At 39.4% G+C, this 14,410-nt stretch carries 12 protein-coding genes; 3 read left to right on the top strand and 9 right to left on the bottom strand.

Annotated elements, in window-relative coordinates; genetic code table 11:
• Positions 1-5: 5 nt before the first annotated feature.
• Positions 6-425, top strand: a complete 420-nt coding sequence (locus ACMH5P_RS01515; RefSeq protein ID WP_459492549.1) for a 6-pyruvoyl trahydropterin synthase family protein — start codon at positions 6-8, stop codon at positions 423-425.
• Positions 426-428: 3 nt separating this feature from the next.
• Positions 429-1,529: a lipid-A-disaccharide synthase gene (gene lpxB / locus ACMH5P_RS01510; protein ID WP_459492548.1), complete on the top strand. Its 1,101-nt coding sequence runs from the start codon at positions 429-431 to the stop codon at positions 1,527-1,529.
• Here the strand turns inward: lpxB and ACMH5P_RS01505 are convergent.
• From ACMH5P_RS01505 to ACMH5P_RS01470, 8 genes are all read right to left on the bottom strand, one after another.
• Positions 1,514-2,077 carry a 1-acyl-sn-glycerol-3-phosphate acyltransferase gene (locus ACMH5P_RS01505; RefSeq protein ID WP_459492547.1) on the bottom strand — a complete coding sequence of 188 codons (564 nt, stop codon included), beginning with the start codon at positions 2,075-2,077 and terminating at the stop codon, positions 1,514-1,516. The two genes, lpxB and ACMH5P_RS01505, sit on opposite strands and share 16 nt — an antisense overlap.
• Positions 2,071-2,697 (bottom strand): HAD family hydrolase, encoded by a 627-nt coding sequence (locus tag ACMH5P_RS01500; protein WP_459492546.1) that lies wholly within the window; start codon positions 2,695-2,697, stop codon positions 2,071-2,073. The genes ACMH5P_RS01505 and ACMH5P_RS01500 overlap by 7 nt, the downstream gene beginning before the upstream one ends.
• A 3-nt stretch (positions 2,698-2,700) precedes the next feature.
• On the bottom strand, positions 2,701-3,657 hold the full coding sequence (locus ACMH5P_RS01495) for an acetyl-CoA carboxylase carboxyltransferase subunit alpha (protein WP_459492545.1): 957 nt from the start codon (positions 3,655-3,657) through the stop codon (positions 2,701-2,703).
• Between the two features lie 34 nt (positions 3,658-3,691).
• Positions 3,692-5,116, bottom strand: a complete 1,425-nt coding sequence (locus tag ACMH5P_RS01490; RefSeq protein ID WP_459492544.1) for an MBL fold metallo-hydrolase RNA specificity domain-containing protein — start codon at positions 5,114-5,116, stop codon at positions 3,692-3,694.
• Positions 5,117-5,189: 73 nt separating this feature from the next.
• The gene (locus ACMH5P_RS01485) at positions 5,190-6,227 is read right to left on the bottom strand and encodes a DUF6807 domain-containing protein (protein ID WP_459492543.1); all 1,038 of its coding nucleotides are present in this window, start codon (positions 6,225-6,227) and stop codon (positions 5,190-5,192) included.
• A gap of 74 nt (positions 6,228-6,301) precedes the next feature.
• The gene (locus tag ACMH5P_RS01480; RefSeq protein WP_459492542.1) at positions 6,302-7,969 is read right to left on the bottom strand and encodes a RagB/SusD family nutrient uptake outer membrane protein; all 1,668 of its coding nucleotides are present in this window, start codon (positions 7,967-7,969) and stop codon (positions 6,302-6,304) included.
• 11 nt (positions 7,970-7,980) lie between these two features.
• Entirely contained in the window at positions 7,981-10,974 is a 2,994-nt protein-coding gene (locus tag ACMH5P_RS01475) for a SusC/RagA family TonB-linked outer membrane protein (RefSeq protein ID WP_459492987.1), read from the bottom strand.
• Between the two features lie 326 nt (positions 10,975-11,300).
• Entirely contained in the window at positions 11,301-11,876 is a 576-nt protein-coding gene (locus tag ACMH5P_RS01470; RefSeq protein ID WP_459492541.1) for an RNA polymerase sigma factor, read from the bottom strand.
• Between the two features lie 247 nt (positions 11,877-12,123).
• On the opposite strand from ACMH5P_RS01470, the gene ACMH5P_RS01465 reads away from it, so the two are divergent.
• Positions 12,124-13,515, top strand: coding sequence for an APC family permease (locus ACMH5P_RS01465; protein ID WP_459492540.1), 1,392 nt, complete (start codon positions 12,124-12,126; stop codon positions 13,513-13,515).
• Here the strand turns inward: ACMH5P_RS01465 and ACMH5P_RS01460 are convergent.
• Complete coding sequence (locus tag ACMH5P_RS01460) at positions 13,512-14,408, bottom strand: alpha/beta hydrolase (protein WP_459492539.1); 897 nt, start codon at positions 14,406-14,408, stop codon at positions 13,512-13,514. The genes ACMH5P_RS01465 and ACMH5P_RS01460 overlap by 4 nt on opposite strands.
• Positions 14,409-14,410 lie beyond the last annotated feature (2 nt).

Below are 14,410 nucleotides of genomic sequence, written 5' to 3'. Positions count from 1 at the left end.
AAACAATGGTCTACGTAATCCGAAAGGAACATTTTAATGCCGCACACCGGCTCTTCAATCCCGCCTGGTCAGAAGAAAAAAATCAAGAAGTATTTGGCTTATGTGCTAATAATAATTGGCACGGTCACAATTTCGAATTAATCGTTACCGTCAAAGGATTACCTGATCCTGATACGGGTTTTGTATTTGATTTAAAGACTTTAGGTGATTTAATTAAAAGAGAAATCATTGACAAAGTCGATCACAAAAACCTCAATTTAGATGTGGATTTCATGGAGGGTAAACTAGCAAGTTGTGAGATTCTTATCATGGAATTTTGGAAAATCTTGGCACCACAAATTAAAGCCAATTCAAAAACGGCTACCTTGCATAAATTGCATCTGATAGAAACAAACAAAAACTCCGTCGAATACTTCGGTGAATAAGGCATGAAATACTTTATTTTGGCAGGCGAAAAATCAGGGGATTTGCACGGATCTCATCTGATTCAAGAGATCCGACAAATGGATCCGCAGGCTGAAATACAAGCATGGGGTGGCGATGGCATGGAGGCGGCCGGAGCTGAAATATTAATCCACCACAAGGAATTGGCCATCATGGGCTTACTCGGGGTTTTACAAAATCTAGCAAGACTAAAAGGTTTATTTCAACGATTTGCTCAGCAAATCGAAGCCTTTAAACCCGACACCATTATATTTATCGATTATGGTGGATTTAATCTTAAAGCAGCACGAATAGCAAAATTAAAAGGCTTTCACACGCAATTTTACATCGCTCCAAAAGTTTGGGCTTGGAACAAAGGTCGAATTGATGATATCAAAAAATGGGTTGACGAATTGTACGTCATCTTCCCATTTGAACTAAAGTTATTTCAAGAAAAGGGTGTTAATACACATTATGTAGGGAATCCCTTACAAGATGCCGTTTGTCATTTTAAAATAAATGAACAGTTTCTAACGAAGAACCAATTAGAAAAACCCTACATCGCTTTACTCGCAGGAAGTCGGAAACAGGAAATCAAAAGTGCAATGCCCGTTTTCAATCAATTAAAATTGGAAAATCCACAATGGAACTTTGTGGTTGCTGGCCTACGCGAATGGCAAGAACTTTATAGCGCTTATTCCATCCCGATCGTTTATGACCAGACCTATGATTTACTTAGTCATGCTCAAGCTGCAGTAGTCACCTCAGGTACGGCAACCTTAGAAACAGGCCTATTCAAAGTACCTCAAATTGTAGTATACAAAACGGATTGGTTATTTTACTCACTTGCCAAATTATTGGTGAAGATTAAATTTATCTCACTCGTTAATATCATTTTGGATAAATTGGCTGTGCCCGAATTGATTCAAGTGGAATTTACAAGCCAACATATTCAATGGCGCCTCAAGGAATTACTAGATACGAAAAGTCTTGTACGAAAACAACAATTATCAGACTACGATCAACTAGTCAAATTAATAGGCCCGGCCGGTGCTTCGAAAAAAACCGCTCAGTTAATTGTTGGAGCCACTCAATCAGCTAAATAATTCTTTATCCAAGATTTTTGCACTCCTGAAATAGTCTCGTAATAACGAGCAATATCTTTCTTGTCGAGTTCAAAATCGCCCGTTGGAAAATAAGGCTCTCGAATCCGAATTTCCTTATTGACATAGTCAAACCCAATCATCATGATGGGAACCTTTGCTTGAACAGCAATATGGTAGAATCCTGTTTTTAATTTGTCTACATCTTTCCGAGTACCCTCTGGAGCAAGCACAGCATGAAAGCTTTCTTTGTTGTTGTAGATATCTACAATGGAACTAACGAGGTTCGTATTTTTAGATCGATCCACGGGATAGCCTCCTAACCAGGAAAAAATACCACCAAAGGGCCCTTGAAAAAGCTCTTGTTTACCCCAATATAATATCGGCATTTTCAACATGGAACGAGCTCCCAAACCAATTGGAAAATCTTTCCAAGTTGCGTGTGGACATACAATTACCACCGTTTTGGGAAGGTCTTGGGGAATATTTCCCACCAACTTCCATCCGGAAACCTTAAAAAGAAAATCAAAAATTGGACTTGAAACTAACATAAGCTTTGAATATGCTGATTAATTTGTTGAAGCGAAGTACTTGGCTGAATAAGAACAGCATCCCAACCATACTTTTGAGCTGCATTAATGTTGTGCTCATTATCATCAAAGAACACGATGTAATGATTATGTAAGTTGTTTAATTCGATGACTTGTTGGTAAATATGAACATTCGGTTTCACCATACCCATTTCAAAAGACAAATGAATATTCGTAAACGAATCAAATAAATTGAAATTAGGATATTGCGGACTCAAAAATAAATCCGAATGAATTTTACTCGTGTTACTCAATAAATAAAGCGGAAATATTGATTTAAGTTCAGCCACATAATTACTTGTCTCCTCTTGAATTGGTAAGAGCAAAGCATTGAAAGCGCTTGTAAACTCCCCCTGACTACAAGATAATTGAAAGCGCTGAATGATTCGATTCTGAAATTCAAGGCATGTCTCTAAACCCGATTCATAGGCTACCCATAAACTTTCATCCAAAGTAATTCGCTTTATTTCTGAAGCCGAAAATGAGGAACCTAAATCAGCGAAAGCTTGATAGGTCTTATCTAAATCAATGGGAAGCAAAACATTCCCTAAATCAAAGACAAGAGCAATAGGCTTTTCCATCGATTATTCTACGACTACACCCATTTTACCAAACTTCTCAATGCGAGCCATGATGCGCTCCTGAGGGTCTATTTGACTTAGCTTTGCTAATTCTTCTTTAATAACAGCTTTAATTTTAGCGGCGGCAGCATCTGCATCTAAATGAGCACCACCAAGAGGCTCTGGAATAATACCATCGATTAATCCATTTGATAGCATATCTTCAGCCGTTAATTTTAATGCCTCTGCAGCTTGTTCCTTGTAATTCCAAGAACGCCATAAGATGGATGAACATGACTCAGGAGAAATAACCGAATACCATGTATTTTCCATCATAAGCACCTTATCACCTACGGCTATACCCAGGGCACCTCCTGAAGCTCCTTCACCTATAATGATACAGATTACCGGAACCTTCAACATGAACATATCCCGTATATTGCGTGCAATCGCCTCTCCTTGACCTCTTTCCTCAGCTTCTAATCCTGGAAAAGCACCGGGCGTATCGATGAAACAAACGATGGGCTTATTAAATTTCTCAGCCATCTTCATCAGGCGCAATGCCTTACGGTACCCTTCCGGATTTGGCATTCCAAAATTGCGTAACTGACGCTGCTTGGTATTCCGTCCTTTTTGTTGGCCGATAAACATCACCGAAAACTCATCATCAATATTCCCAAAACCACCCACCATTGCTTTATCATCGGCAACAGAGCGATCACCATGAATTTCAATAAATTCGGTGCAAATTTTCTCGATGTAATCAAAAGTATAGGGACGATCAGGGTGACGGGATAATTGAACACGTTGCCAACGAGTCAAATTAGCGAAGGTTTCCTTTTTCAATTCTAAGATTTTATCGGTGAGCGAAGCCACAGCAGCTGTAACGTCCACATTATTTTCTAATGCCAATTTTCGCATCTCGATCAACTTGTCTTCTAACTCGGCGATTGGCTTTTCAAATTCTAATAATGTTCTCATGCTAGTTCTAATTGTACGAATACAAAATTAAAGATTAAAGTGTGAATGTCTCAGACTTCTCGGGTAAAATAACGTCTGAAAAACCTAAACGTCTAATTTCATCTCTAAATTCTAACATACTTTCTTCTTCCCCGTGGGATAAGAAGATGGTTTTCAATTTATCTAGTTTTTGGTCCGATACAAACTTCAATAAACCTTTTTGATCCGCGTGTCCAGAAAACACATCAATTTTACGAATCGTGGCATTTACACGATATTCTCGATCTTTCACTCGAATCAAATCCGTACCCTCCATCAGTTGGCGGCCCAATGTCCCATCAGCGGCATATCCAATCAATAAAATAGTAGCATAACTATTCGAGATATTGTCCGCGATATGTTGTTCTACCCGTCCCCCGGAAATCATACCTGAAGATGAAATGATGATACATGGCTCGTGGTAATTACGAATTGCGCGCGATTCTTTTTCACTCTGCAAAAAGATGAGATTCTCGACATCGAATAAATCATCATATTCTTTATGAAATTCACGTGCCTCAGGATTTAAATACGCTAAATATTTTGAATAAATGCGTGTTGAGCTTTTACCCATGGGACTATCCGTAAATACACGAATGGCGGGAAAGCCTCTCTCTTCGATAAGACGATTCAAGGTGTACAATACGGCTTGCGTACGGCCAACAGAAAATGCTGGAATAATCAAACGACCAGGTTTATCTAAACAAGTTTCCTTAATAACAGCAGCTAAGGCATCAATAGGTTCCTGCTTATCTTCATGAACCCGATTGCCATATGTACTTTCACAAACCAAATAATCGCAAGGAGGCATCGGGAATGGGTCAATGTGTAAAGGATAATTATAACGTCCAATATCACCGCTGAATCCTAGTGTCTTCGTTTCGCCACCCTCCGTAATTGAAAAATAAAGATGCGCAGCACCCAATAAGTGACCGGCAGGGATAAACGTTAATTCAAGTCCCGGCTTAATAACAAACCTCTTATTAAACTGTAGCGTCACAAAATTTTCCAGTGAATCTTCGACGTCTTTTTGAAGGTATAAATCACCTCGACGTAGCAAACGATCCATTTGCTTATGCTTCTTCCGACTTTCGCCTTGCGCAGACCGTAATTTCCGTAAATGCAAATTAGCTGAATCCATCAAAAGCAATGCCGCTAATTCAGCCGTGGGTGGCGTACATAAAACTTGCCCCTCATAACCCTCACGATACAACATGGGAATATTACCCGAATGATCAATATGCGCATGGGTTAATACAACTAGATTAATTAAGGTCGGATCAAAAGGAAAAAAAGGAGCCGGCTCATAGGGTACATCAAAATCAATGGAACGCTCCATGTCAGTACCACAATCAATTAGAATTTTATAATCATCTTCGAGCTCCAACAAATACATAGAACCTGTAACTTGTTTAGCCGCTCCTAGAAACTGTAACTTCATATGTAGAAAGAAAATAGGGCCACGAATGGCCCCAATACTCTACAAAAATACAAGTATTTTCCTTAATTACGAATTATTTAACCTCACTTGCAAATTTAGCTTGCGCGGTATCTAACTCTTCTTTAGTCATATCACGGTCGGCAATAATTGTCCGATAACGAAAAGTTACCGACTCCCCTTTCTTTAAGGTATAATTTAGAGAGGCTTTACCATTGCTAAATACGGAAAGTCCCAAGGGGTTAATTGCAAATAATCCATACCCACGGGCATGCCAATAACTTGGATAGGTCACATTGGAGGGATGATCCAAAATAGCCACATTAATCGAATGATTATCCATTTTACCAGTTAAATTCATCCATTTCGCACGTGTACTCCAGACTGCTTCTCCCTGAACACCTTCACTACTGATGTAATTACCTGTAACACCCGTATTATCCATGACAGGCACCTTTGTCTCCACACCATGCGCATCTGTAAAAACATCAGGCTTATTAGACGGAATTTCTAATTGACGAGCTACGCGAATCGCAAACATACCATCTTTAACGTCTTTGAAAGTAACAATATCTGAAACAGCCTTCAACGTAGTGATTCGATCGATAATACGAATATCCTTGGAACCCGAAAAAACATAAGATGTGGATTCATCCAACACCTTCTTCCCTTTTCCATCTTCATCAATCCAAGATGCTGTTACAGCAAGTGAACCATTGAGTCCTGGGACCATTTTCCCAACACTTTCATGTCGAATGGTACCCATTTTATGTGATTTTAAAGACTCAACGATATTATTCGAATTATTCCAATAATCATAGCCATTCACATCTTCATAATTTAACCACATACCCACGTGATGCGGGTGATCAACGCGCTCACCCGGTCGAGGTGCCATTGGATATCCACGCGTAATTACTGTCCCCTGAGCAGATAAAATGGGAAAAAGAACCGCTTTTTTCAATTGACTTTCGGCGGGAAAAAAATAGGATGTAAAATACTTCCCTCCTACTAACACATCTACTTTATCCGATTTCTTTACGAAAGAAACGGGTTCTTGCGAAAAACCAGTAAAGGACAAGCATGAAAATAACAAAACAAAAATACGCTTCATAGTAAGGTGTTTAAAGTAAAATTCCGGAGAAAGATTCTCCGGAATTATTACAAAATAAAGAAATCAAATGTTAACTAGTAACCTGCGTTTTGTGGGAAACCACCGTTTTCAGATAGGTCAACTTGTTTTTGAGGAATTGGACGGACATAGTGAATGTCACGTACATTTGTCGCAGCATCTGAGTTATACAACTTCACACGCTCAACTAAATTACCCCAACGCTTCAAGTCCATCCAACGTGTTTGCTCACCAGCAAGCTCACGAGCACGTTCTTCCATAATCAAGTTCATGTCTACCGAAGTAACTTTCATGTTTTCAGCTTTTCCTGCTGCAGCTGCACGAACACGAACCGCATTGATTGCTGCAACAGCCTCAGCTTGCTTACCTAATTTGAATTGAGCTTCAGCCAACATCAAATAGGTATCCGCTAAACGATGAACAAAAAAGTCACGGCTACCGTTCTCATACGTCATATCTGGACGAAGTGGATCGAAGAATTTTTTCAAGGTAGGGAACAAAGCAAAGTTGTATAAACTTGGTACCAAAACTTGGTATTTCTTGGCCTTACGCTCTTCCAAAGACATCTCATATCCTGGAATAAAGATTGTCGTATCACCAGCCTTGTAAGTTACGGTAGCTTTTGAACCATCAAAAGTCGTGTTATATGTACCCGGCTTGTTAGACAACCAAGTATCCTTGAACGTCTTCTTGTAGCGTGTATCATTTACACGATCAGCAAATACAGTATTCAACAAATAAGGAGTCGGCTTCAAACGCTTGAATGGACGACCATTCACTACGTCACGTTGCATACCCGGTTGAGTATCGTATTGCATACCAAAATACAAGTGAAGCTTGTTCCCTTGATTATCAACAAAACCATTTGTTAATGGATCTGAAGTATATTGTACAGCAAAAACTACCTCATCATTTAATTGGTTGGCCTGATCAAATACTTGATCGAAATCAGCTAATAATTTGAAGCCATAGTTATTGATTACGTTGTTACACAAAGTAGCAGCATTCGCGTAATCCGTCGCCTCAGCAAACTTCGATGAGGCACGAGTCAAATAAACTTTTGCTAACAAGTTCTCAGCAGCAGCTTTCGTTGCACGGCCATAATCTGAAGAAGCCTTCTTGTTCTCTAAAGCTGGAATTGCTGCTAATAAATCAGCCTCAATTTGCTTATAAACTGCCTGCTCAGTAGCACGAGTAGCCGTTTTTGTAGGACCTGTTGTTTCTTTCAAACGCAAATCCAAAGGACCAAACTGTTGAACCAAAATAAAGTAATAATGCGCACGCAAATACTTCATCTCAGCCACACGCTGATTCTTAACAGCATCTGAAATACCCGTTACAGCCGGAGCGCGGTCGATAACTGCATTGATGGTATTGATACCCCTATACGTCTCATCCCACAATTCAGCTAAAATAGATACCGAGGAAGTTAATTGAGAATCATAAAAGTGAAAACCTTTAAATGAACCATCCGCTCCTGCTGAATAAATATCTGTTCCGTACTCAGACATGGTTAAACCACGTTCCGTGGCATAAAATGAACGAAGAGGTGTATAAGCCGCATTAGTCGCCGCAATAAATCCTGGCGTCGTAGCGATGTAGTCATTACTAATGGAAGATACTACTGTCTCCTTTAATAAGTCACTACAAGAGGCAGTACCTAGCATAATCGCTGAGGCAAGACCTAACGTTTTAAGTGAATTTTTGATATATAAACTTTTCATTATTTCGGAGATTAAAATTTAATATTTAAACCAAATGTAGAAACTTGAGTCGCTGGAGTTACGTTGTTATCAACGTTACCATTGGAAGTTTCTGGATCAACCCCATTTTCCTTGCTACGATATTTCGAGAAGATAAATGGTTGCTGAATACTTGCATATAAACGCAACGATGATAAACCTAACTTCTGAGCTGTTTTCGCAGGGAACGTGTAACCGAAGTTAATGTTACGAACCTTAATGAATGAACCATCAAAATACATAATTGCTGTATTGTATGCTGGAAATTCTTGGTTAAAGTTCGGACGTGGATAATATGCATTTGGATTGTTTGGAGTCCAGTAGTCTACCTTAATTTGGTTGTAACGACCTTGTAAGTAGTTAGAGTTCTGGTGGAAACGAGAAACAATCTTCTGTCCTTGACGTGTGAAGATAAAGAATGATAAATCAAATCCCTTGTAAGAAAAACGATTTGTAATACCACCTGTCCAAGCTGGAACGTCAGAACCTAATAACACACGGTCATCTGCAGCAATCTTACCATCACCATTCGTATCCGCTACTTTAATTTGACCTACTGAGAAACCTTTAGCCTTCGCCTCGGCTGCTTCAGCAACTTGCCAAATACCCGCATATTGATAATCGAAGTATGAATTCAATGGTTTACCAATGAACCAACGGTTACCTACGTCATCCTTTGCTCCATTGTACAATGAAACAATCTGCTCTGTATTCTTATAGAACATGAAGTCAGTAGACCATTTAAATCCATTCTCCGCATCTACGTTAATTGTCGATAATGATAACTCCACACCTGTATTCTTCGTTTCTCCTACGTTACGCGTAACGGCAGCAAAACCTGTTGAGGTAGGTAATTGATCCGACAAAAGAAGATCTGTTGTATTGGTTTGATAGTATTCTAATGAACCTGAAACCTTTCCTCTCCATAAGCTAAAGTCAGCACCAATGTTTCTCGAAGTAGATGTTTCCCACTTCAAATCCGCATTACCAATGGTGTTTGGACGATATCCATACGCAGCATTGTTATTCCAAGCATAAGAGGTACGCCCCATCAAACCTTGTGTTTGGTAAGGAGAAAGACCTTGGTTACCTACTTGCGCCATAGAAGCACGTAACTTCAATTCATCAATCCAAGTTAAGCTTTTCATGAAATTCTCTTGGTGTACATTCCAACCCAAGGCTACCCCTGGGAAGTTACCCCATTTCGTGTTCTCACCAAAACGAGACGAACCATCACGACGAGCAGTTACTGTTAACAAGTACTTTCCTTTGTAATCATAGTTCAAACGAGCCATATAAGAAGCAATCGTCCATTGAATTAGGTTTGAACCAATACCTTGAATGGAAGATGCATTACCTAAGTTGAAAAACTTCTGCGTCTCGACCGGTACACCCATTACACTCTGCGTAAATTGTTCAAAATTATCGCGTTGCATAGACTGTAAAGCGGTAATACCAAAATTGTGATTTTTGATTTGCTTGTTATAAGTTAAGATATTCTCCAACGTATAGTTAAATCCAAAACGATTATCCGTTGTTGCCGTAGGGAAACCTCCTTTAATTGCATTTGTAAGCGCACCGTTAAACTGGCCGTTGCGAGAAATCGTAAAATCTGGCCCAAAGTTAACACGGTATTTCAAGTCCTTTGTTAACTGTAATTCAGCATAAATCGAATTAAAAATACGATGTTTCTTGGTCTCATCCACTTTTGCCCCTGGAACTATCTCATTCAATGGGTTGGTCAATAAGGCATCATCCGTTTGTTGGAAAATCAAATTCCCTGCATCATCAAATGCACGAGCTAACGGGTTTTGACTCAACAAGAATCCATAAGGGTTTAAGTTCGCACCATTTGTTAGGGAATACATTCCGTAAGACGAAATACCTACTTTTAAAACCTTATTTACTTGATGATCCACATTCACACGTAAAGAATAACGCGTAAAATCTAATCCTTCGATAATACCTTTATCTTGGAAATATCCCGCATTGATAGAGAATTGCGTTTTATCGTTTCCACCTTGAACACCAATCGCATGATTTTGTTGGATACCCTTCTTTACCATTAAATCTTGGTAATCTGTCGTGCGACCTTTCGCAATACCATCTAATTCGATCGCAGTAAACAACTTAGAATCTGCAAACGCATCAATTACGCCCGTTGGAACAACATTGCCATTCGCATCTTTGTAAGTTCCAATCGTACGACGAGATTCACGCTTCATTTCCGCGTATTCAGCACCCGTAAACAACTGAATTTTATCTAATGTCTGCGTAGAACCCACATAGGAATCATATGAGATAACAGTCTTGCCTTCTTTCGATCCACGTTTTGTTGTAATCAATACAACACCATTCGCACCACGTGCACCATAAATAGCAGTTGCTGTCGCATCCTTCAAGATTTCCATGGAAGCCACATCATTCGGGTTCATATCCTCATAGCCTGATGATAATGGAATACCATCAACAACATATAAAGGATCGTTTCCTGCGTTGAATGAACGACGACCACGAATCAAAACTCTTGGCACCGTACCTGGCTTAGAACCTGATTGCGCTACGTCAACACCAGCCACACGACCTTGCATCGCTTGACCTAAGTTGGTAATAGGCATCTCCGTAATCTGCTTGGATGTAACAGAAGAAATCGCACCAGTCAACTGGCTTTTCTTTTGTGTACCATAACCCACAACAACTACTTCAGTTAAGGCCTTTGTGTCAGCTGCTAAAGCAATATTAATTTGTGATTTGTTACCAACTGTTACATCTTGAGAGTTAAAACCTACCGAAGAAAATGTCAAAACAGCAGAACCTGAAACTGTAATCTTGTAGTTTCCGTCTGCGTCCGTCGATGTACCCTTCGTAGTACCTTTAACAGCAATACTTGCCCCTGGAATACCTGATCCATCGTCAGAGGCAGTCACTCGTCCAGTCACCGTTCGGTCCTGAGCAAGCATTTGAATTCCCATTAGCACAAAAAACATGCTAAAAAGAACCTTAGAAAGTAATTGTTTTCTCATAGGTATGAAAATTTTTAGTTTAAGGTTTGCAAAGTAAAGTTAATCTTAACCCATAACGCTTCGCATTCATCATGAGTTAGCTGGTCAAAATGGTTATTTGTATCTCGTAGAAGCAACCAGTTCTTCTGTGAGAGTCTCTTTAAAATCAAGTTAAATAAACGTTTACGGCTTTTATACCGCAATCCAAACTTGTTTTTGATATTTTTATGCATCCCTGCTAGCTTTCTTTAACCCTATAAAGCCACACAGAACTAAAATTTACTCAAAATAAAATATTAATTGTCCAATTTTTAGGCAATTGCTCGTTCCCTCGTCAAACCATCTTTCATGACACGTAATGCACCAAAGATCAAATTATATACAGACTGAGGGTTAATTTTCATCGAATCTGATATTTGATCCGTATCCATATTTTGGAAAAAACGAAGCGATATAGCTTCCCGCTGACGCTTTGACAACATATTTAAACAATTCGCTAGCTGCTTATTCGTACGAATTTCATCTTCATACTTAATTAATATAGATTCTTGAGAATAATCAGCTTCGGAAAAATCGAGCATGTAATTCGTATGATGTAGATGATTTTTCATTTGTGTTTCTAAATGGCGAACCAATTTACGTTTTATAGAAGCCATCAAGTAGAACTTAACACTTGTCGTAGGTCCTATAGTCGCATGATTTCGCCATAATTCCACAAATAAGTCATGCAAACAATCCTTAATCAATTCTTTATCACTCGTTACTCCCATCGAATAAGAATACAATGGCTGTACAAAATGCTGGTACAATTCAGTAAATGCCTTTTGGTCTCCCGAACGAAACTGATCCCAAATGGCTACTTCATCAATAATTACTTTTTTACTCATCATCTTAGATTTGCACTTTTCGATTAATTCTAGTTTTTTGGAGAGCTGTACACCAACGAACCTTTCCTAATATAGACAAGGCATTTATTAAAATTCAATGATTTTATTTAATTTTTTTCCGTAAACGATTACGGAAACGATTACATTTTTACTTTTTTCAAAATGACCCTGAAATACTGAACAAAATATGTGCAACTTTGAAAAATGTAAAGAATTCAAGCAATTGTATTATTAGCACAAAACCTCTATGCAAAAGAAATTAAATACCACGGATGCAACCCTGCTTGTAATGGGTTCGATGATTGGTTCGGGAATATTCTTAGTCAGTTCTGAAGTTGGCCGATCACTAAGCTCCCCAATTTGGTGGATTAGCACCTGGCTTTTAACGAGTTTCTTAACCGTAACCGGCGCCTATGCCTATGGTAAGCTATCAAGTAAGTTTCCTGCCACCGGAGGTCAATACATCTACCTAAAGGAAAGCTATAATCCCTTGGTAGGATTTCTTTTTGGTTGGACAACCTTCCTCGTTATTCAGACAGGTACCATTGCAGCCGTCGCTGTAGCTTTTGCCAAATACGCTGGATTCATTTGGCCCGAACTAATCAATGAGATTCCGTTGCTGGGAGAATACATTACGAGCCAACAAATCCTTGCGGCACTGTTGATTGTCATATTGACTGGGGCCAACTTAAAAGGGATTTCTTTTGCCGCCATCATTCAAAATGTATTTACAGTAACGAAAATTGGAGCCATCTTACTCATTGTAATAATTGGGTTATATGTAGGTATCAGCAACGAGTGGATACACTTTAACAATTTCTTTGCGGAGGGAAATACAATCAACCCAATAACCCAACAAGTAGAAATCGTTTCCACACCCACGTTGTTAAGCCTCTTTGGGGCAGCCATGATAGGACCTTTGTTTTCATCCTCAGCATGGAACAATGTTACATTTGCTAGTCAAGACTTTGAACATCCGCAGAAAACCATAGCAAAAGGTTTGGTCTATGGTTCGGCTTTGGTTTGTGGATTGTATGTATTAACAAACATAGCATACCTAGGGATTCTACCCTTACAAGGTGACCCCAATGGCTCAACAAGCTATTTAAGAGGAATTATGTTTGCTAGCCAAGATCGCTTGGGCTCAGCTGCCTTGCAGACTGTTTTAGGAAATGTAGGGGCGTTGGTTATGGCCGTATTAATTATGATTTCGACTTTCGGTTGCAATAACGGAATTATCTTAGCGGGTGGCCGGCTATTTGAGGCGATGGCTCACGACAAATTATTTTTTAAACAAGCGGCGCAAGTAAATAAGAATAATGCTCCAGCCTATTCATTGATCATACAAGGAATTTGGGCGATTTTATTGTGCTTCTCTGGCTCTTACAATAAACTCCTAGATTTTACCGTCTTCGCGATTTTATTATTTTACTTTCTGACGGTATTGGCTGTTTTCAATAAACGCATCATGCAAGAAGAATTAGCCTTGAAGGATAAACTTCTTTTTAGCTCCTACTTAATATTGCTAGTCTTGATTTCCGTGAATTTACTCTATACGAAAACGGAAACCTCAGTTTACGGACTTCTTATCGTGCTGACCGGAATTCCATTCTATTTCTTGATGAAAAAAAAGACTTAGAATGTCTTAAACCAAGTCGTTAATCGGTCAAACCAATTTTCTTCGGTCGTCTTGTTGTTCATCCCGAAACCATGGCCCCCTTTGGCCATGACATGTAAATCAACAGGGACATTGTAATTTGCCAAAGCCGCTGCAAAATTCAAGGAATTGGACAAAGGAACAGCTTTGTCATCCGAGGCATGCACCAAAAATGCACGTGGCGTTAAAGCATTCACCTGCTCCTCATTGGAGAATAATCTCAATAAATCTTCTGATTTATTTTTGCCCAATAAACTATTGACAGACCCTTGATGCGTATAAGACCTAAACGTTATCACCGGATAAATAAGAATTTGAAAATCAGGACGTAAATTAATGCCATCATTTTGCTTCGTGTAATCCACATCAAAGTGTGTCGCTGCCGAAGCCGCTAAGTGCCCACCAGCAGAAAAACCCATCACACCAATCTTATTAACGTCCACATTCCACCCAGCTGCTTGTTGGCGCGCCACCCGAATCGCTTGTTGGGCATCCTGCAAAGGCGCATACTTCATATCCTCCTGTCTTGTACTATCCGGCAAACGGTAATGGACCACCATGGAATGCACTCCAATCTCATTTAATTTTTTAGCGACATCACTCCCCTCATGCGAAGCCGCCAAAATTCGGTAACCACCACCTGGAAAAATGATAACCAAGGGCATATTAACCGCGGTCATTGCCTTAGATGGATAAAAAGTGTACCGAGGTTCCGTGACGTTAGCAATCCGAAGAATTCCGCCAGTCACAGCTTCATTTTGATTATTGGGACCTGGAATATAATTTGGAATAGAACCGGCATACAAGGGTTGTGATACTTGCCCATTCGTCGATATGCTTACGATCATGAGAACAATGAGGATTATATTTTTCATAC

It is taken from the genome of Aquirufa sp. 5-AUSEE-100C1, from assembly GCF_054558655.1.
This window is presented reverse-complemented; position numbering and strand designations above follow the sequence as displayed.